This window comes from Rothia sp. (in: high G+C Gram-positive bacteria) (assembly GCF_030540545.1).
Lineage (GTDB): Bacteria > Actinomycetota > Actinomycetes > Actinomycetales > Micrococcaceae > Rothia.
In genome coordinates this window covers 21,841-41,390 of sequence record NZ_JAUNVZ010000005.1, presented here as the reverse complement: position 1 = coordinate 41,390, position 19,550 = coordinate 21,841, and the positions used below count along the sequence as shown (strand labels likewise).

General features: G+C 55.5%; 14 protein-coding genes. 2 read left to right on the top strand and 12 right to left on the bottom strand.

Features of this window, described 5'->3' with window-relative positions:
- Positions 1-46: 46 nt before the first annotated feature.
- The 4 genes from dnaJ to arc all read right to left on the bottom strand — a co-directional run bounded on the left by dnaJ (position 47) and on the right by arc (position 5,539).
- Entirely contained in the window at positions 47-1,186 is a 1,140-nt protein-coding gene (gene dnaJ / locus Q4P78_RS05400; RefSeq protein WP_303339334.1) for a molecular chaperone DnaJ, read from the bottom strand.
- A 191-nt stretch (positions 1,187-1,377) separates the two neighbouring features.
- Entirely contained in the window at positions 1,378-1,575 is a 198-nt protein-coding gene (locus tag Q4P78_RS05395; RefSeq protein ID WP_303339333.1) for a ubiquitin-like protein Pup, read from the bottom strand.
- 114 nt (positions 1,576-1,689) lie between these two features.
- Positions 1,690-3,456, bottom strand: coding sequence for a depupylase/deamidase Dop (gene dop, locus Q4P78_RS05390; RefSeq protein WP_303339332.1), 1,767 nt, complete (start codon positions 3,454-3,456; stop codon positions 1,690-1,692).
- A 184-nt stretch (positions 3,457-3,640) separates the two neighbouring features.
- Positions 3,641-5,539 carry a proteasome ATPase gene (gene arc / locus Q4P78_RS05385; RefSeq protein WP_303339330.1) on the bottom strand — a complete coding sequence of 633 codons (1,899 nt, stop codon included), beginning with the start codon at positions 5,537-5,539 and terminating at the stop codon, positions 3,641-3,643.
- A 207-nt stretch (positions 5,540-5,746) separates the two neighbouring features.
- On the opposite strand from arc, the gene Q4P78_RS05380 reads away from it, so the two are divergent.
- Both Q4P78_RS05380 and Q4P78_RS05375 read left to right on the top strand, forming a co-directional pair.
- Positions 5,747-7,039, top strand: a complete 1,293-nt coding sequence (locus tag Q4P78_RS05380; protein WP_303339329.1) for an McrB family protein — start codon at positions 5,747-5,749, stop codon at positions 7,037-7,039.
- A 2-nt stretch (positions 7,040-7,041) separates the two neighbouring features.
- Positions 7,042-8,376 (top strand): hypothetical protein, encoded by a 1,335-nt coding sequence (locus Q4P78_RS05375; RefSeq protein ID WP_303339328.1) that lies wholly within the window; start codon positions 7,042-7,044, stop codon positions 8,374-8,376.
- 36 nt (positions 8,377-8,412) lie between these two features.
- On the opposite strand, the gene Q4P78_RS05370 is transcribed toward Q4P78_RS05375, so the two are convergent.
- From Q4P78_RS05370 to nrdI, 8 genes are all read right to left on the bottom strand, one after another.
- A complete protein-coding gene (locus tag Q4P78_RS05370) occupies positions 8,413-8,901 on the bottom strand; it encodes a GNAT family N-acetyltransferase (RefSeq protein ID WP_303339327.1) in 489 nt (162 codons plus the stop codon).
- A gap of 245 nt (positions 8,902-9,146) precedes the next feature.
- Complete coding sequence (locus tag Q4P78_RS05365) at positions 9,147-9,908, bottom strand: type 1 glutamine amidotransferase (RefSeq protein ID WP_303339326.1); 762 nt, start codon at positions 9,906-9,908, stop codon at positions 9,147-9,149.
- On the bottom strand, positions 9,908-11,182 hold the full coding sequence (locus Q4P78_RS05360; RefSeq protein ID WP_303339325.1) for a Mur ligase family protein: 1,275 nt from the start codon (positions 11,180-11,182) through the stop codon (positions 9,908-9,910). Before Q4P78_RS05360 ends, Q4P78_RS05365 begins: the two co-directional genes overlap by 1 nt.
- A 1,212-nt stretch (positions 11,183-12,394) precedes the next feature.
- A complete protein-coding gene (locus tag Q4P78_RS05355; protein WP_303339324.1) occupies positions 12,395-14,107 on the bottom strand; it encodes a formate--tetrahydrofolate ligase in 1,713 nt (570 codons plus the stop codon).
- 349 nt (positions 14,108-14,456) lie between these two features.
- Positions 14,457-15,488 (bottom strand): zinc-binding dehydrogenase, encoded by a 1,032-nt coding sequence (locus Q4P78_RS05350; RefSeq protein ID WP_303339323.1) that lies wholly within the window; start codon positions 15,486-15,488, stop codon positions 14,457-14,459.
- A 216-nt stretch (positions 15,489-15,704) separates the two neighbouring features.
- On the bottom strand, positions 15,705-16,679 hold the full coding sequence (gene nrdF, locus Q4P78_RS05345) for a class 1b ribonucleoside-diphosphate reductase subunit beta (RefSeq protein ID WP_303339322.1): 975 nt from the start codon (positions 16,677-16,679) through the stop codon (positions 15,705-15,707).
- Between the two features lie 171 nt (positions 16,680-16,850).
- Positions 16,851-19,025: a class 1b ribonucleoside-diphosphate reductase subunit alpha gene (gene nrdE / locus Q4P78_RS05340; RefSeq protein ID WP_303339321.1), complete on the bottom strand. Its 2,175-nt coding sequence runs from the start codon at positions 19,023-19,025 to the stop codon at positions 16,851-16,853.
- Positions 18,998-19,522 (bottom strand): class Ib ribonucleoside-diphosphate reductase assembly flavoprotein NrdI, encoded by a 525-nt coding sequence (nrdI, locus tag Q4P78_RS05335; protein ID WP_303339320.1) that lies wholly within the window; start codon positions 19,520-19,522, stop codon positions 18,998-19,000. The genes nrdE and nrdI overlap by 28 nt, the downstream gene beginning before the upstream one ends.
- Positions 19,523-19,550: the final 28 nt, after the last annotated feature.

Below are 19,550 nucleotides of genomic sequence, written 5' to 3'. Positions count from 1 at the left end.
AATACACGCCCTGCGGCTATATCACTCAAGCTCTAAGCTCAGCTATTTACTGGAAAGAATCCTTCAAACGCGAGAAGAAACCCTGCTTCTGCTTAACATGCTTAACCTCGGTCAGAGTCTCACCGCGCAGCGACGCCAGCTGACGCAGCAGATCCTTCTGCTCCTTGGACAGATCGGTCGGGGTAACCACCTGCACGCGCACCAGCAGATCGCCGCGGCGCTCCTCATGCAGCACACTCGCGCCCAGACCCTTCAGAGTCAGCACATCGCCCGCCTGCGTACCGGCAGGAATCACCAGCTGCTGCGGGCCGTCAAAAGTCTCCAGGGTAATCTCGGTACCCAGAGCCGCAGCGGGCATGGAAATCTCCACGCGAGTGGTCAGATTATCGCCCTCACGCTCAAAGTGATCATCGTGCTTAATGTGCAGGTCAATCAGCAGGTCACCATTCGGACCGCCGTGAATACCCGCCTCGCCGCCGCCGCGAATACGCATACGCGCACCGTCGTGCACACCGGCAGGAATATCGAAGGTCTGCTCACGCTCGCTACGCACACGACCGGCACCCTGGCACTCGGGGCAGGGAGTCTCAATGCGCACGCCCTCGCCACGGCAATCCGGGCAGGGAACCTGCTGCACAATATTACCCAGGATGGAGCGCACCTGACGCTGAACCACGCCGTGACCGGCACAGGTGGAGCAGGTCACCGGCTCGGTGCCGGGAGCCGCACCCGAGCCCTCACAGGACTGACAGGTGGTTGCGGTACGCACATGTACGGTCTTGGTGGTACCGAAAACAGCGTCCTTGAGGCTAATGGAGACATTAATCAGCTCGTCATTACCCTGGCGCTCGCGGGTGGTCTGGCCGCCGAAACCACCACCAAAGCCGCCGCCGGTGAACATATTAATAATGTCCTCAAAGCCGCCGAAACCACCGGAGAAGCCACCTGCGCCGCCGGGGTAACCGCCCGCACGGCCCTGCTCATCGCCGGTCATGTCATAAATGCGACGCTTTTCGTTATCCGAGAGCACCTCGTAGGCCAGGGTCACGCGCTTGAACTCTTCAGCTGCCTCTTCACTCGGGTTAATATCCGGGTGCAGCTGGCGAGCCTTCTTGCGGTAAGCCTTCTTAATTTCCTCACCGCTGGCGTCTTTGGAGACACCCAGAGTTTCATAATGAGTAGCCACAAATTTCCTTTGGGTTAGCAATAAATCTAGGAAAAAATTTTAGCCCCAAACGCGCGCACCTGCGAGTTTGGGGCTACTATGTTCGCTAGCTGGGGAAGAGGCGGAGCCGCTGTACCGCCCGCGCCGAGATTTATCAACGGCGAGGCGGCACCTGAAGGCGGCGCCCGCCCTCACACAGCCGGCGTGGGAGCCTACTGACCGCCCTTCTGCACGAAACCGGTCACGAAGTCCTCGGCGTTTTCAGCCAGCAGACCGTCAATTTCGTCCAGCAGGTCGTCAACATCGGTCACGTCCTGAGCGGCAATGGTATTGCTAAAGGTCAGTTCCTGCTCAGCCGGTGCCTGCGCCTGTTCAAAGGATGTCTGCTGCTGAATGCGTTCCTGTGCCATAATTTTCTCTCTTTCGGGGTCTATATAAGTCTATGTACTAGTGTAGGGTGTGAGTTGCTGCTTGAGCTCTCGTGCGGAATCTTTAGACGCCGCACTCTACTTCTCATGCAAAGTCTAGCGCTGGTTACCTCGCAGCGCCTGCAGCAGCTGATCGGAATGATGCACTCGCGCCAGTAGGGGCTCCACCTGCTCGCGGGTGTAGGCGGCGGGCTCGTCCATGACCAGGCGGGTCAGCTCGCGCGAGTAGCGGCCGCGCGCCGAAACCGAATCCCAGTTAATGCCGATGATTTCGTGGCCGAAACGGTGCATGAGGGTACCGCGCAGATAAGCGCGAGTATCGGCGGGCGGCTCAATAATTGCCTGCTCAATCTGTGCAGAATTGAACATGGTTCGCATGCGTCCGCGAGCCACCAGGCGATGGTACAGACCGCGCTCGGGATCAATATCGGCATACTGCAAATCCAGGGCAGCAAGCTTGGGGGAATCGGCGGGTACACCCTTAGCCATATAGCCGCGCACCAGGGAGTACTTAGCCACCCAGTCCAGACGATCCGCCAGAGAGAGCGGGTCGGTTTCCAGGGCGGTGAGAACTTCATCCCACAAGTCCAGCACCTGGCGGGTCTGCTGATCCAAACCGGCGGGATTACTCTCTTCATGGGCACGGCAGGCGTCCAGGAAAATACGCTGAACCTGCAGGGCGGTCACACTCTCACCCAGGTTCAAATCCGCGTCAGCATAGGCAAGAGGCAGCTGCACGCTCAGGCTCAGATCGTGGCTGACCTGCTGGAAAGCATAGACCGGATCAGAGAGCTGAATAAAGGGCGCCTTGGAAGACTCAACCAGATTCAGTACCAGGGCGGCGGTACCAAACTTGAGGAAATTCGAGTAGTGCGAGAGGTTCGCATCCGCCGGAATCACGTGCAGACGACGGTACTTGGCGGGGTTTGCGTGGGGCTCATCGCGAGTATTAATCAGCGGGCGGCGCAGGGTGGTTTCAAGACCCACCAGGCGCTCAAAGAAGTCCGCGCGGGAGGAAATCTGGAAGCCCGGCTGCTCGCCGTGGCGGCCGATGCCTACGCGTCCGGCACCGATCATAATTGAACGGGTGGCAAAGAACGGCAGGAGTGCCGACACAATATCCTCAAACTCGGTCTCGCGCGAGAGCATATAGTTCTCATGCGCACCGTAGGACTGACCCTTAGAGTCGGTATTGTTCTTGTACAGGCTCACCGGCGGCAGCTCACTATGGGCGGCAATTTCACGGCAGGCGCGGTAGGCAATCACATCACCGGCAGCGTCATAGAGCACGGCCTCCAGGGGCGAGCGGGTCTCGGGCGAGGAGTACTCCGGGTGCGCGTGGTCCACGTATAGGCGCGCACCATTGGGCAGGATCGCGTTCATGGTCATGGCGTCCCAGTCCAGGCGCTCGGGGTAGCCGCCGCGGCCGTGAATGGTTGCAGCCTGGTCAATGCCCGCCTCGCGAAGAACCTCCAGAGCAATATCTTCACTGGTCAGCTCACGACGAGTGTGAGTCATCTGGGAAGCGTGGGCATCCTCAGCGCTCATGGTCTCACCATAAGCATCGGTGAGGGGGCTTTCGGATTCGCTGGACCATACACCCTGGCGCTGCTCACCGCGCGCAACCGTGTCGGCGTATTCTTCCGCTTCGCCGCGCTGTGCCAGCTGAGCCGCGTGGGCTGCGCGCTGCACCTGCTCGCGCAGTGCCTCGCCACTCTTGGAGGCAAGCTGCGCATAGGTATTGACCACCATGGCGGAGAGCACCGTGGGGTTAGTACCCGGCTGGGTGGGGGCAATCACGCCGTATTCGGTTTCGGCGCCCATAATGCGGGACACGCCGTACACCTGCGGGTTATCAGTCACGATTTTCTCCTTGATCCATGGCTGGTGCGCATTGATTTCTATGTATTTAACGCGCATGTGACACGTATATATTCCACTCTACTCCGCACGATTGGCCAAGACCAGGGCTGGCATGGGAACAAATATAGAAACTATTGCGCGAAATAGCTGCTGCGAGCATATTTACCGGGGTTTTAGACGGGCTTTAGAAGGCACCCGCGGGAGGCAACACAGCCACCAGGCGACCGTGTACGCCGGCAACCGCAAGGGCGTCTTCAACATCCGGGGTGGGAGGAAGCTCCACCTGATCCTCAAACTCGGCACGGACCGCCTCGAGCAGGTGAGCTGTGGAGATACCCGTAGCCACGCGCCCGGTAGCGCCGGTGTTTTCGGCAGCGGTGAGCGCCTGCAGTTGCTCCTTAATTGCCTGTTTCTTGGCACGGTCCACAATATTGCGAATCACCGCGCCGGAGACGAAATCTCCGCGGTAGAGCAGGTGTTCGCTCAGCTGCGTCTGGGTGCCTTCGTAGCCGGGTGCGCCGAATCCGCTCGCTACCTTTGCCAGGGCATAGGCGTTACGCGGGCTGCGTTCATAGAGTGCGGTAACCGCCGAGGCGATCATGGCGTCAATGGCGGGCTGTACTCCCCCGTGAGCCGTGACTTCTTCCGGGCTATAGGGCAGCGTGTTGTTCAGATACAGGCGGAAGATTTCGGCAGCTCCCGCGGCGTCCGGGCGGTTAATGCGGATTTTCAGGTCCAGTCGTCCGGGGCGCATTACGGCGGCATCAATCAAATCTTCGCGGTTAGTGGCTCCAATAACAATCACATTATGCAGGGATTCCACGCCGTCAATTTCAGCCAGCAGCTGCGGCACAATAGTCGTCTCAATATCCGAGGAGCGACCCGTACCACGCGTACGGAATAGAGACTCCATTTCATCAAAGAAAACCACAACGGGGTGACCGGCACGCGCCTTATCGCGGGCTGCGGAGAAAATATCGCGAATCTGACGTTCGGTCTCACCCACGAATTTATCCAGCAGCTCCGGGCCCTTAATATTCAGGAAGTAGCCGCGAGTGCCCGCACCCGGATTGGAGGCTGCCGCGCGCTGAGCCAGGGAGTGAGCAACCGCCTTGGCAATCAGGGTTTTACCGTTGCCGGGAGGGCCGTAGAGCAGAATGCCCTTGGGCGGTGCCAGGTGGTACTCTTCGAAGATTTCGGGGTGCAGGTAGGGCAGCTCGACCGCATCGCGAATCTGTTCAATCTGGGCACCCAGGCCGCCGATCTGGGAGAAGGTAATATCGGGTACTTCTTCGAGCACGAGTTCCTGGCTGCGCGCTGCGGGCACGCGGAAGGTAATCATGCGGGAACGGGAGTCCAGGGTGACCGCATCACCCGTACGCAGGGTGGCGGGGTCAATGGATCCGGCGGCGCGCACAATCTGACTGGAGCCATTGGGCAGGTCAATCAGTACTCGGGTGAGCGGTGCGCCGGTGCTATCAGCACCCTGTTCTTCGAGAACTTCGCGCACGGTGACCACATCGCCATTGGTTTCGTAGCCCAGGGATACCACGGCTTCCATGGTGTCGGTGAGTAGCACGGTCATGCCGGGCTTGAGCTCGTTCATATCGAGCAGTGCGGAGGCGGGCACGCGCACCAGGCGTCCCGAGGAGAGCACGTCAATGAAGGGTTCGGCTTCGGCGGGGGTTTTACCTTCGGCGAGCTGGTCGTAGGTCATGCGGTTAGTACCGACGGCGAGCACGACAGCGGAGTTGAGCGGGGGTTGTACGTCCTTGGCGAGGGATACGCGCAGGCGCTCAATTTCGGCTTTGGTGCGGGTGAGTGCGTCGACGAGTTTCTGGTTTTTCTGGGTGGCGCTGCGCAGCTGGCGATCCATATTGGTGCGCGTGGTTTCTGCTGCGGCGAGGCGTCGTAGGATCGCTTCGTATTCTTGGGGTGAGGGCGGGGTGGTGGTGATACGTGCCGCCGCGGCGCTATTGGGGTCGTTGGGGTTATCTGCGGTGTTGTCAATGCCGGAGGCGGTGACCGGTGCCGGGCCGGTGTAGCGTGCGGAGTAGTGCGGTGCGGGGCTAGTTTCACTCATACACCCATTTTACCGCTTTACCGCCACTACTCCCCTATGATTCCGCTCTGCACCGCAACACTCTCACCCCATGCGTTTAGGCGAGTTTCCTCGATTGGGCAAACTTATATCTCGCCGAAACGAGGAAACCACGCGCAAAACGATTACATACCGTGAGTCCCTGGGTGTACACTATGGGTGAATTATTCACTCACACACAAAGGTTTAATGATGGCCGATTCCCCTAAGAGCACCACTCAGCCCAGCGTTAAGGACTACGCAGATAAGCTGCTTGCCTCACGCAATATTATTCTTCACGGTGCGCCCGGCACCGGTAAGACCTATTTAGCAAAGCAGATTGCTGCCCATCTGATTACTAATGGCACCACCGATGACTACGCTGATCTAACTCCCGAGCAGCAGGAGCAGTGTGGCTTTGTGCAATTCCATCCCAGCTACGACTACACCGATTTTGTAGAAGGTCTACGCCCTATTAAAACATTCGAGAATTCTATTGGCTTTGAGCTTCACGATGGATTATTTACAAAATTCTGCAAAAATGCACAAAAAAATTTATTAGACAATAATTCAACTCCGGACAACTCTTCCTATATCATCATGGAAGACATTGATCAATACGTTGAAGAATGCCTAGACAAGTGGGTAAATTACTCATTTCTTAAGACCAAGACAGGTAATGCATTTACAATTAAAGAAGTCGAGGGATTAAACGTAATTTTAACTGCACCCAAAAATCCTAAATCAAATAGAATAGTAATAAAGAAAGATCAAATCAAGAAAGCCGCACGACATTACAATACAAAAGATTTCGGCATTTCTTTTCTTGAGAAAGATCTTGGATTTGGACACAATCAACAAAATTCATATATTGTACCAATTGTTGACGCCGTTTATAAAACACTCAATCCTAAAAATATTGATAAAATTCAAAAATTAAAATATAATAAATATATTTTTATTATTGATGAGATTAATCGCGGTGAAATTTCTAAGATTTTTGGCGAACTCTTCTATTCTATTGATCCGGGATACCGCGGCCCAGCCGGTGCTGTGAGTACCCAGTATTCCAATCTCCATAAAGACCCCAGCGAGAAGTTCTATATCCCGGAGAATGTCTATATTATTGGCACCATGAATGATATTGACCGTTCGGTGGATACCTTTGACTTTGCTATGCGTCGCCGCTTCCGCTTTATTAATGTGGATGCTAATGAGCATATTTCTATGCTTGATGCTCTCGATACTCTCGGTTCTAAGGTTAAAGAGCAAGCTATTGCCCGCATGCGAAGCCTGAATTCTGCTATCGATACTATTGATGGATTGAACCAAAATTACCACGTGGGTGCGGCATATTTCCTCAAGCTCAAGGATATTAATAATAATTTCAATATCCTGTGGTCAGATTATCTTGCCCCGCTTCTCCAGGATTATGTCCATGGCCTGTACAGCGAGCAGGAATCTATGAGTCGCCTTGAACAAGCTTATAATCTGCAGGATTAATAATGGCGGATATTCAATATCTTCGCGATAATTCCGCGTATCCCCTAGGCTCTCTGCAGAAATCGCACCCTCAAAGTGTAGATTATTTACTGAATCAGACTCTAGATTCCCTCGAAGAGAAGGGTCTTTTTCTCTTCCCTCCGACTATTCGAGAATCTGAAAACCTTGATCGAGATTCCTATATTCTACGTTCCAGAGGTGGAGATATCTGGACATCAAATCACGTGGGTTTCTTGGGGGTGGGATCTGAGAATCTCAGTATTAGATCCCGCTTCTCGGATTCGCAGGATACAGACTTTTTCTTTCGCTATATGATTGAAAAAGTACTGGATATGCCCGATGTCCTCAACCAGAGTACCACGGCACAGGATAGCACTGCCCGCCTGAATCTCTATATGCTACTCTTTCCGGAGTACCTACAGAGTGCCCTGCGTAAGGGCATCTATAAAGAGTATCGGGTATTTACTCATAATGATATGAATATTCGTGGCTCTCTTGATCTTGCACGGCACATTAAGGAGAACACACCCTTTAGAGGAAAAATAGCCTATTCCACCCGAGAGTTCTCCTACGATAATCCGCTCATGCAGCTTATTCGCCATACTATCGAGTATATGCAGAGCACTTATATGGGGCACCTGATTCTTGGGAAACATCGCGATGATATAGATACAATTATCTCCCACACTCCTAGCTATGTGCAGCGGGATCGTCACGCTATTATTCTGGAGAATCAGAAGAAGCCCCTTCGTCACGCCTACTATCGCGAGTATAGGGAGCTACAGCGACTCTGCCTGTATATTCTGACCCATCAGAATCACTCCCTGGGCTCGGGTAATCGCACCATGCACGGTATTCTTTTTGATTGCGCCTGGCTCTGGGAAGAGTACATTGCTACTTTGATCTCCGAGTATTTCTACCACCCCGAAAATAAGAATAGAATCGGCGAACACTATCTCTTTGATAAATCTCGAGGAAAAATCTACCCCGATTTTATCTCGAAGACCAAAGAACCCCGCTCTGTTGCCGATACTAAGTACAAACCTCAGGGCAATATTAGCGGTCGTGACTATCAGCAGCTACTTGCCTATATGTTCCGTTTTAATGCGTCACAGGGGTACTATATTTACCCCGAGCAAGATACTACCCAAAAGGCAAAACAGCTAAACCTTATGCAGGGTACATCCTATGAAGGGAATCTTGAGTCTCGAAACGATGTGTGGGTTAAGAAACTCCCCTTCTATATCCCGCAGGGGTCAAGCAAGTACATAGAGTTCAGCGCCGCTATGGAGCAGAACGCGAAGACATTCCTATCTTCTCTCGGTCTCACTGCTTAACCCGGTTTGGGCAAACTTTGATCTCGCCCAAAAGCATTAAAGGTTGAGGGACATGGCGATGTGGTCAATGCCGGCTTCGGGGTAGACGTCACCGCGTTGGGTGAAACCAGCGGAAGCGTAGAGAGTATCCGCCAGGTACAGCTGCGCGCTAATCACAATCTGAGGTGCATTCGTATGCTCACGAATCCAGTCCACACACGCTGCCACCAGAGCGCCACCCAGACCCTGACCGCGTGCCGAGGCATCCACCGCCACGCGACCAATACTCCACGCCCACGCATCAGCCCATGGGTGAGCATGCTCCCCATCAGCCGCCGCGGGAAACACACGAGCATACGCATCCACAGCACCAGACTCAGCCACATGGAACACATGAATAGCGCTAAAGTCCAGCTCATCCGGCTCCTGCTCCGTAATCTGCTGACCCACCGTAAACACACGCGACCGCAAAATATGGATCCGCTGCAACTGCTCCAGGCTCAGCTGATCAAAGGGCAAAACCTCAAAAACGGGTGACATACTCATACACCCATTCTAGCCTCTCACAGAGTTACTCCCCTATAGGCTTCACCCCATGAGACACTCTCACTACAAAATGTGGGCGACTTTTCCTCGTCTGGGCGATATAAAAAGCGCCCGAACGAGGAAAAGTCGCCCAAACCAGTAGGTACACAAGGGTTAGGCTACCCGAATGACATTCACTCTTCACCCGAATAACCTAACCCTGTCACAGAGCTAAAGCCTATACACTTATCAGTACTTCAAGCACCCTAGCGCGGTCGTGAAGACGCCGACGCGCGCGCCTTCTCCACCAGAGAATCATCAATGGCAGCCGGCTCAAAAGAACCGTACTTACGCTCAGCAGCCTTAGCAATCAGGTAGTCAGCAATCGCCGGGTTCTTCGGCAGCAGCGAACCGTGCAGGTAAGTACCAATCACATTGTGCACGCGAGCACCCTCGTACTCATCACTCTGATTATTACCCTCGCCCTTAGACACGCGCGCAAAAGGCTTGCAGCCCTCACCCAGATAGGTCAGACCCGAGTGGTTCTCGAAACCAATCACGGTGCCGAACTCTTCAGAGTCCTCCACAATATTGCCAATCAGGCGCTCCTCGCCGCCGACAGTGTGCGCATCAAAAATGCTAATGCCGCGCAGCACCTCGCCCTCGCGAGTGCGGAACTCCTTACCGAAGAGCTGGTACAGGCCGCAAATAACCAGCATGGGCGCGCCGTCCTCAGCCAGCTGGTTCAGGGTCCCAGCATTGGCGTGCAAATCGTCCTGAATCACCGACTGACCGGAATCCTGACCGCCACCGCCAAGCACAATATCAACATCGGCGGGGAAAGACTGACCGGGGTTGTGATCCAGAATCTCAACCTCAAAACCGTGCTTATAGGCACGACGAGCCAGAGCCAAAGTATTACCCCAGTCGCCGTAAATATTCATATCCTGCGGGTAGAGCTGCAGAATACGCAGACTCTTGCCATTATTATGCGTTACGGCAGGAGAGCCCGGAATCACATGGGACATTAGGACACCTTCTCAACATCGGTAATCTTCGACAATTCTTCACGCAATGCCAACATTGCAGTATAGGTGCAGAAAATACGCAGCGGACGACCCGGATTATCAGTAATAAACTGCTTGAGCGCCGCCGCAAGATTCTCATTCACATCCTGCACATCAATCGCGTCGTGCTCCAGGCGCAGAGCCATATCCCAGGCGCGCACACCCGAAATCATCTGCACACCCGGTTCGCGCAGCACATCAAAATCAACATCCCACAGCCAGGACACATCGCGACCGTCAGCGTACTGGTCATTAATGGTGATCATGGTGGCGTAATCATCGGCGTTTGCGCTTGCCAGGGAGAGGCGGAAACCGCTCGGGTTCTTCACCAGCAGCAGCTGCAGAGGCTGACCGTTCACGCTCAGAGTCTCACCGCGACCAAACGCCGGGGTGATACGCTCCAGCTCAGAGACCAGCTTCTCTTCGTTCAGATCCTCGCCCAGCACGGCGCGAGTCAAAGCCATAGCCGCCGCGGCATTGAAAATATTGTAAATACCGTAAAGGTTAATGGTGCCCTGCACGCTACGACCCGCCAGGTCAAAGGTCGCGGTGGAGCCAGAGAAGGCAGTCAGCGTAACATCGGCAGCCGGCAGGTTCTCCTGCTTGCGGGTGCCGCCGCGCAGCTCATCATCGCTGGGGAAATATGAGCGCAGGCTCTGATCCAAACCGTAGTAGTCAATATCCACGCCGGGCTGCACAACCTCCGCCAGGGAGCGGATGCGCGGATCCTCGCGGTTAAGCACCACGGTACCGGTGGTAGCCTCGGCAACATGGGAGAGCATACGGCGGGTAGTATCAATCTCGCCGAAACGGTCCAGCTGATCACGCAACACGTTCAGCAGCAGGGAGTAGTTGGGCTTGACCGCCTTAACGAAGTGCACGGCGTGCGCCTCGTCCAGTTCCAACACAGCAATATCGGCGTCCAGGCGACCGCGCAGGTCCATTTCACCCAGCAGCGCCGCAGCCACACCGCGCACAAAGTTCGAGCCGGTGCGGTTGGTGAAGACCTTCAGACCCTGAGCTTCAAGCAGCTGCACCGCCATTTTGGTGGTGGTGGTTTTGCCGTTGGTTCCGGAGACCACAACCACGCCGTAGGGCAGCTTAGCGAGCTCCTCGGCGACAAAGCGCGGGTGGAGTTTTTCCATAACAAGGCCGGGGAATGCAGAGCCGCCGCCGCGCAGTGAAGATGCGTAGCGCACGCCCTGACCCAGCAAACGAATGAGCGGTCGAGACATGACACTATTATATCGTTTACCCTTCCCACCCCTATAGTTTCTCCCTATGCTTTCGCCGAAGGCAGGTGTTGATGGATGGAGGGGTGAGGTTTTTCAAGGCGGCATACGTGGGTACGTCAAGCGCATGGGACGATGCCCTGAGAGTTACGTTCCTGGGTTCGCCTGCGTTCCAGCCCTGCCGGGTCTAAAGAGCATCATCCCATGCATTTATCGGTACGTGCATCCCATACGGAAGAGAATAAAAAAGAACCGGTCATGCATCCTCACATGACCGGTTCTTTGACACCCAAAGGTATCTATCACTCACTCAAACACAAGCAAATTTAGATTCTCACATCTGCTGTTCACTTGCTAATACAAGTCTATCGCATCAGAAGAGGGCATTTTGGTTCAGAAATCGAGTCATTTACGCTTGGCGGCACACTGTAATCGTATCGTTAGATTTCTAGGCGCTTAAAGGGGTGAATTTAAGTACCAATCCAGATTTTAACACCCATAACTATGGTGTATTTCACAGGTGTTTCTCTATGTGTCCAACACCCTTTGAAAGCCTCATATGACCTCAGAGAAGCATGGAAAATAGCCTAAATTTCCGCGGAAAATCAAGGAAGTAGGGGTATATGCACAGTGCTCAACTCAAGCGATCCATGATGGCCTTTCTCTTCTGCAGGGCGACCAAACGACTCAGAAACGCTCTCAGAGCCCAATCGGAGTGGTATTTTTTGGGCTCCGAATCTAACGAAAATAACGCTTTTCTAACGATTTCCGTTAGATTTCGAGAGAAAACCGTGCCATCAGACCCAAAAACACCCGCGAGAGGTTGCATTCTACGCACGAACACTCGAGGTGCCCGCTGCAGAAATAGCTCACACTCCCCTGTTCTATCGCACTAAAACACCTAGTCAGAGCCTTAAAAGAGCCCTGCTGCCGCATGCTATCAAGCGCACACGCCCTTGAGGAGCCCCGAGCGCAGGATTTTTAAGAATTAAGCAGTGGTACGCACCTGAGAGTGAGTCATTTTAAGCCCCCATGACCCCTTTAAGGGCCCAAAACGCTAGAAACTCTCCGTCACAGTGGCTTCTTATCCGGCTCTATCGACGTCCACCCCTCAGCCGCAGCCAGAATAGAGAAAGCCGGGGCGCGCATCCTCGAGATCCATACTAGAACCCGAAAATACGCACCCCGGCGTTTCAACGCTTAGCGAAACAGAGACTAGCTCAAACCAACCATGGTGCCATTCTCATCGAAACCAATACGCTCAGCCGCGGGGCTCTTGCTCAAACCGGGCATGGTGCGCATGGTGCCGCAAATCGCGTACACATAGCCAGCGCCGGCAGCCAGGCGCACCTCGCGTACCGGCAAAGTCCAACCGGTCGGAGCACCCTTCAGGGATGCATCCGAAGAAATCGACAGGTGAGTCTTCGCAATCACCACAGGCAGATGGCCGTAGCCCAGCTCAGCAAAACGCTTGAGCTGCTTAGCCGCTGCCGGGGCAATGGTAATACCGTCCGCACCGTACACCTTGGTGGCGACCTTCTCCAGCTTGGTCTCCAGGGAGTCCTCCAGCTCGTAGGTGTAGCGCAGCTCGGAAACATCATCGCATGCCTCAACCACAGCCTGAGCCAACTCAACGGTACCCTTACCGCCCTCAGCCACACCGCGATGAATAGCCACGCGAGCGCCAGCCTCCTGAGCAATACGGCGAATGGTGTCGTGCTCGGACTCAAAGTCGCTCGGGAAAGCATTAATAGCCACCACAGGCTGCACACCGAAATCGCGCACAATCTGAATGTGCTTAATCAGGTTCGCTGCACCCGCCTCGACATCGCTGGGGCTCTCCTGCAGCATGCCCTCGGGCAGGGGCTTACCCGGAACGATCTTGTACAGGCCGGAGTGGGACTTCAGGGAGCGCACGGTCACGACCAGCACAGCAGCGTGGGGCTTCAGACCCGAGACGCGGCACTTGACGTTGAAGAAACGCTCAGCGCCCATATCGGCGCCAAAACCAGCCTCGGTAATGACATAGTCGGAGTACTGCAGACCAACGTAGTCAGCCACAACCGAGGAGTTACCGGTGGCGATATTGCCGAAGGGGCCGGCGTGAATCAGAGCGGGAGTGTGCTCCAGGGTCTGCAGCAGGTTCGGGTTAATGGCGTCGGCAAGAATGACCGCCATGGCGCCGTCAGCCTTCAAATCGGCTGCGGTGACTGCCTCGCCGTCATAGTTCAGGCCAATCACGATCTTTGCCAGGCGCTCGCGCAAATCCTCAAAGCTGGTTGCCAGGGAGAGAATCACCATGATTTCGGAGGCGCTGGTGATATCGAAACCGGTTTCGCGCACCACGCCGTCCATGCGCTCGCCCAGACCAATCACAATATTGCGCAGGGAGCGGTCGTTAATGTCGATCACGCGGCGCCACTCAATAGCGCGCGGGTCAATGCGCAGCTCATTGCCGTGGTGCAGGTGGTTATCGATCATTGCCGCCAGCAGGTTGTGCGCTGCGGTGACGGCGTGGAAGTCGCCGGTCAGGTGCAGGTTCAGCTTCTCCATGGGCACAATCTGGGAGTAGCCGCCACCGGCAGCGCCACCCTTAATGCCGAAAGTCGGGCCCATAGCGGGCTGGCGCAGTGCCAGGGTTGCCTTCTTGCCAATCTGAGCGAAGCCCTGAGCCAAGGAGACGGAGGTTGCGGTCTTGCCCTCGCCCAGCGGGGTGGGGGTCACGGCGGTGACCACAATGTACTTGGAGCCGCGCTTGGCAGCGGTTTCGGCGTTGGTGTTTTCGTCCAGCAGCACCTTAGCGACGTACTTGCCGTAGGGCTCGAGGCGCTCCTGGTCAATACCGTTCTGCGCGGCAATCTGCGCGATCGGTTCCAGGGTTGCTGCCTGGGCGATTTCCAAATCGGAGGGGAAAGGCTTGGTCATCATTGTCCTTTTCAGGTTGTGCCGATAATTCCTCTCTCAGTCTATCCTGTGACTATGGGTTAGCTCACGCATTACACGCCCTTTGGGAATATTTTACGGTTTTTGAGAAAACTCTTGTCTTTTCAGGTGCTACTGGTTTAGCGCCGGTTTCTGGGCTGGAATCTATACCGGGAACTGTGCTCTGAACTCTGCCCTGATGTACATCCAGCCTATGCCGGAGAGCAAAAGAATCACAAAGAATCACGCGGGCGGTATATGCTGTACCGCCCGCGTGATTTGTATTCTATAGGGGTTATAGGGGCTTACTCCCCCATAGGTTCTTGACTCTGGTGCCCTACTAGAAGGTAACCTCTTAGAAGGTCAACATGACCTTGGTAGCCACACGCTCATCCATTGCCTTATAACCCTCGGCAGCCTGCTCAATGGGCAGAACCTTATCGAAGACCTTACCCGGCGCAATCTCACCGGCGTAAATCAGCTCAATGAGCTTAGGCAGGTAGCGGCGTACCGGAGCCGGGCCACCCTCCAAACGAACCTGCTTGCCAAAGAGCGCACCCAAATCAACGCTCACACCGTGAGGCACACCCACCGAACCAATACGACCCGCCGGGCGCACGCAACCGAGCGCCTGGTCGAAGGACTGCTGAGTGCCCACTGCCTCGGCAACACCGTCCGCGCCCTTGCCATCGGTCAGCTCGAGCACCTTAGCGATGCCCTCTTCGCCGCGCTCAGCCACAATATGGGTTGCACCAAACTCGCGAGCCAGCGCCTGACGCTCCGGGTTACGAGACATAACAATAATCTTCTCCGCGCCCAGCTGCTTAGCGCCGATCACGGCACCCAGACCAACCGCGCCGTCACCGACGACCACAATGGACTTACCCGGTGCTGCGCCCGCAGCGTCAGCTGCGTACCAGCCGGTACCGAGCACATCCGAGGCAGCCAGCAGATGAGGCAGCTGCTCTTCGGTGGGCTGTGCGGGGGTCTTGACCAGGGTGCCGTCAGCCCAAGCAATACGCGCGTATTCCGCCTGGGTGCCGGTCTCATTGCCCGCGCCCACGAAGGTTGCGCGCTCGCAACGGGAGGGGTAGCCGGAGCGGCAGGTTTCGCATTCGCCGCAGGAAATGCAGAAGGAACCGACCACAAAATCACCGGGCTGTACGCTCTTAACATCGGAGCCGATTTCTACAACCTCGCCGATATACTCGTGGCCCATACCCGAGTGGTGCTGCACCGGCTGCAGGCCGCGGTAGGGCCACAGGTCAGAGCCGCAAATGCAGGTGGCGGCAAGCTTAATGATCGCGTCGGTGCTTTCTTTGATCTCCGGGCGGGCGACCTCTTCAACGGTGACTTCGCCGGGAGCGTTCATAAATACAGCGCGCATGTCTGTCCTTTCATCTGTGCTATCTCTCTTAGCTTAGGGGGTGGATGCGCGCCCGGCTAGGCTTTTCAGCTGAAAGTATAAACATTTCTTGATATACCGGTTCTCAGGCGCGGCTTATCGCTTTAGATATTCCGGGTACAGCACAGCCCCGGCACTCCCTGCGGAGTACCGGGGCATATATGCTTAGCCTAGAGTCACTGGCTTAGAAATACTGGCTTAGAAATCCCAGTCCTCATCCTCGGTGTTCACAGCCTTACCAATCACATAGGAAGAGCCGGAACCGGAGAAGAAGTCGTGGTTCTCATCGGAGTTCGGGGACAGAGCCGAAAGGATCGCCGGGGACACATTAGTCACGCTCGCCGGGAACATCGCCTCATAGCCCAGGTTCATCAGAGCCTTATTTGCGTTGTAGTGCAAGAACTTCTTCACGTCCTCGCTCAAACCAACACCGTCATAGAGGGAGTGAGTGTACGCAACTTCGTTCTCGTAGAGTTCGTACAGCAGGTTGAAGGTGTAATCCTTCAGCTCCGCCTGACGCTCCGGGGTCTCCTTCTCCAGGGCGCGCTGGAACTTGTAACCAATGTAGTAGCCGTGCACAGCCTCATCGCGAATAATCAGGCGAATCAGGTCAGCGGTGTTCGTCAGCTTCGCACGCGAAGACCAGTACATGGGCAGGTAGAAGCCCGAATAGAACAGGAAGGACTCCAGCAGGGTGGAGGCAACCTTCTTCTTCAGCGGGTCATCACCGGTGTAGTAGGACAGAACGATCTGCGCCTTCTTCTGCAGGTACTCGTTCTCAGCGGACCAGCGGAACACCTCGTCAATTTCCTTGGTGGAGGCAAGGGTCGAGAAGATCGAGGAGTACGACTTTGCGTGCACAGACTCCATGAACGCAATATTGGTGTACACAGCCTCTTCGTGCGCGGTCACGGCGTCCGGCAGCAGGGAGACAGCACCCACGGTACCCTGAATGGTGTCCAGCAGGGTCAGACCGGTGAAGACGCGCATGGTCAGCTGCTTCTCTTCCTCGGTCAGGGTCTTCCAGGAGGGCACATCATTGCTCAGCGGCACCTTCTCAGGCAGCCAGAAGTTAGCGGTCAGACGCTCCCAAACCTCAAGGTCCTTTTCGTCTTCAATACGGTTCCAGTTGATAGCCTCAACGTGGTTGACGAGCTTTACTTTTTCACTCATTGCCTAGTCCTTAGTGTGTGCACGCCCGAGGTGAGAAACGGGCGCCAAAGCAGCCGCGCGAAACACGCGACGATAATCCTTATCCATCATAGAGCATGATGCGCAAACGCCGGGCACGGGGTGGGGTTCCACGCCCGCACCCGGCGAACACATTAGCGTAAGATTACATGCTTAGAGCATGCAGGAGACGCAACCTTCGACCTCGGTGCCCTCAAGAGCCATCTGACGCAAACGAATGTAGTAGATGGTCTTAATACCCTTACGCCATGCGTAAATCTGGGCACGGTTAATATCGCGAGTGGTCGCAGTATCGTGGAAGAACAGAGTCAGCGACAGACCCTGATCCACGTGCTGAGTAGCCACGGCGTAGGTGTCGATAATCTTCTCGTAACCGATCTCGTAAGAGTCCTGGTAGTACTCCAGGTTATCGTTATCCATGAAGGGTGCCGGGTAGTATACGCGACCCAGCTTACCTTCCTTGCGGATCTCGATCTTGGAAGCGATCGGGTGAATCGAGGAGGTCGAACCGTTGATGTACGAGATGGAACCGGTCGGAGGCACAGCCTGCAGGTTCTGGTTGTACATACCGTACTGCGCAACATCTGCAGCCAGCTGAATCCAATCCTCACGGGTGGGGATGTGGTGCTTAGCGAACATTTCACGCACGCGCTCGGTCTCCGGAGCCCACTCCTTCTCGATGTACTTAGCGAAGAACTCGCCGGATGCGTACTTGGAGTTTTCGAAGTTCACGAAGCGCTCGCCGCGTTCCTTAGCCAGCAGCATGGAGGCGCGAATCGCGTGGTAGGTCACGGTGTAGAAGTAGATATTGGTAAAGTCCAGTGCCTCTTCAGAACCGTAGTACACGTGCTCGCGAGCCAGGTAACCGTGCAGGTTCATCTGACCCAGACCCACAGCGTGGCTCATGGAGTTACCGCGCTCAATGGAGGGCACGGAGCGAATATCGGACTGATCCGACACGGAGGTCAGGGAGCGGATCGCGGTTTCCACGGTCTTGCCCAGGTCCTCGCCGTCCATGGTCAGCGCAATGTTGAGCGAACCGAGGTTGCAGGAAATATCCTTACCGACCTCTTCGTAGTTAATATCCGCGTGGTACTTGGAGGGCTGGGAAACCTGCAGAATCTCCGAGCAGAGGTTAGACATAATGATCTTGCCCTCGATCGGGTTCGCGCGGTTCACGGTGTCCTCAAACATCACGTAGGGGTAACCGGACTCGAACTGAACCTCAGCGATGGTCTGGAAGAACTCACGCGCGTTGATCTTGGTCTTGCGGATGCGGGCATCGTCAACCATCTCGTAGTACTTCTCGGAAACGTTAATATCCGAGAAGGGTACGCCGTAGACACGCTCAACATCGTAGGGCGAGAAGAGGTACATATCCTCGTTCTTCTTCGCCAGCTCGAAGGTGATATCGGGGATCACAACACCCAGGGAGAGGGTCTTAATGCGGACCTTCTCATCAGCGTTTTCTCGCTTGGTGTCCAGGAAGGCGTAAATATCGGGGTGGTGTGCGTGCAGGTACACGGCACCGGCACCCTGACGAGCACCCAGCTGGTTTGCGTAGGAGAAGGAGTCTTCCAGCAGCTTCATCACGGGGATAACGCCCGAAGACTGGTTTTCAATCTTCTTAATGGGCGCGCCCGCCTCGCGCAGGTTGGTCAGGGCAAATGCCACGCCACCGCCGCGCTTGGACAGCTGCAGTGCGGAGTTAATGGAGCGGCCAATGGACTCCATATTGTCTTCAATGCGCAGCAGGAAGCAGGAGACCAGCTCGCCGCGCTGCTTCTTGCCCGCGTTCAGGAAGGTGGGGGTTGCCGGCTGGAAACGACCGGAAATGATCTCGTCCACAATGGACTCAGCCAGTTCCTCATTGCCCTCTGCCAGCAGCAGAGCCACCATGCACACGCGGTCCTCGAAGCGCTCCAGGAAACGCTGACCGTCGAAGGTCTTCAGTGCGTAGGAGGTGTAGAACTTGAAGGCGCCCAGGAAGGTCGGGAAGCGGAACTTCACGGCGTAGGCACGCTTGAACAGGGACTTCACGAAGGAGAAGGAGTACTTCTCGAAAAGCTCAGACTCGTAGTACTGGTTCTCGATCAGGTACTCAATCTTCTCTTCCAGATCGTGGAAGAACACGGTGTTGTTGTTTACGTGCTGCAGGAAGTACTGGCGCGCAGCCTCACGGTCCGCGTCAAACTGAATCTTGCCGTTCTCATCGTACAGGTTCAGCAGTGCGTTCAGCTCGTGGTAGCTCAGCCCCTGAAACTTTTCGGGCAGCTTCTTGGCGCTAGCACCCAGGGTTTCTAGCGCTGAAGGGAGTTTTGCGTCCAAAATTCTTCCAATCCTTCGTTTACTTTTTCAACATCTGCGGGGGTGCCCATCAACTCGAATTTGAAGAGCACCGGGACATCGCACTTGCGGGAGACGATGTCGGCGGCAATTCCAAAGAGCGGACCGAAGTTCGTATTGCCCGCCCCGATCACTCCGCGCAGCTGAGCGCGGTTTTCGGGGTTATTTAGGAACTTCACGACCTGCGGAGGCACATTGCCCGCGCCGTCCGGCTTGCCGTAGGTGGGCACAATCAGCACGAAAGGCTCGGTGACCGTCGGGGATTCCTCTTTGGTGTGCAGGGGCAGGCGCACTAGGCGTGCGCGCAGCTTCTGCACGAATTTGTGAGTGTTGCCCGAAATGGAGGAGAAATATACCACCAGGGGCGAGTCATCGCTGACGGTCGCTCGGCTCACGGTCGCGTCGCGTGCGTCCAGGATAATCTGGCGAATCTGCGCGTTTTCGTCCGTGGCGGATGTGGTACCGGGTGCGGTGCTCACGTTTACTCCTTGTGTTCTCTCTTTCCGG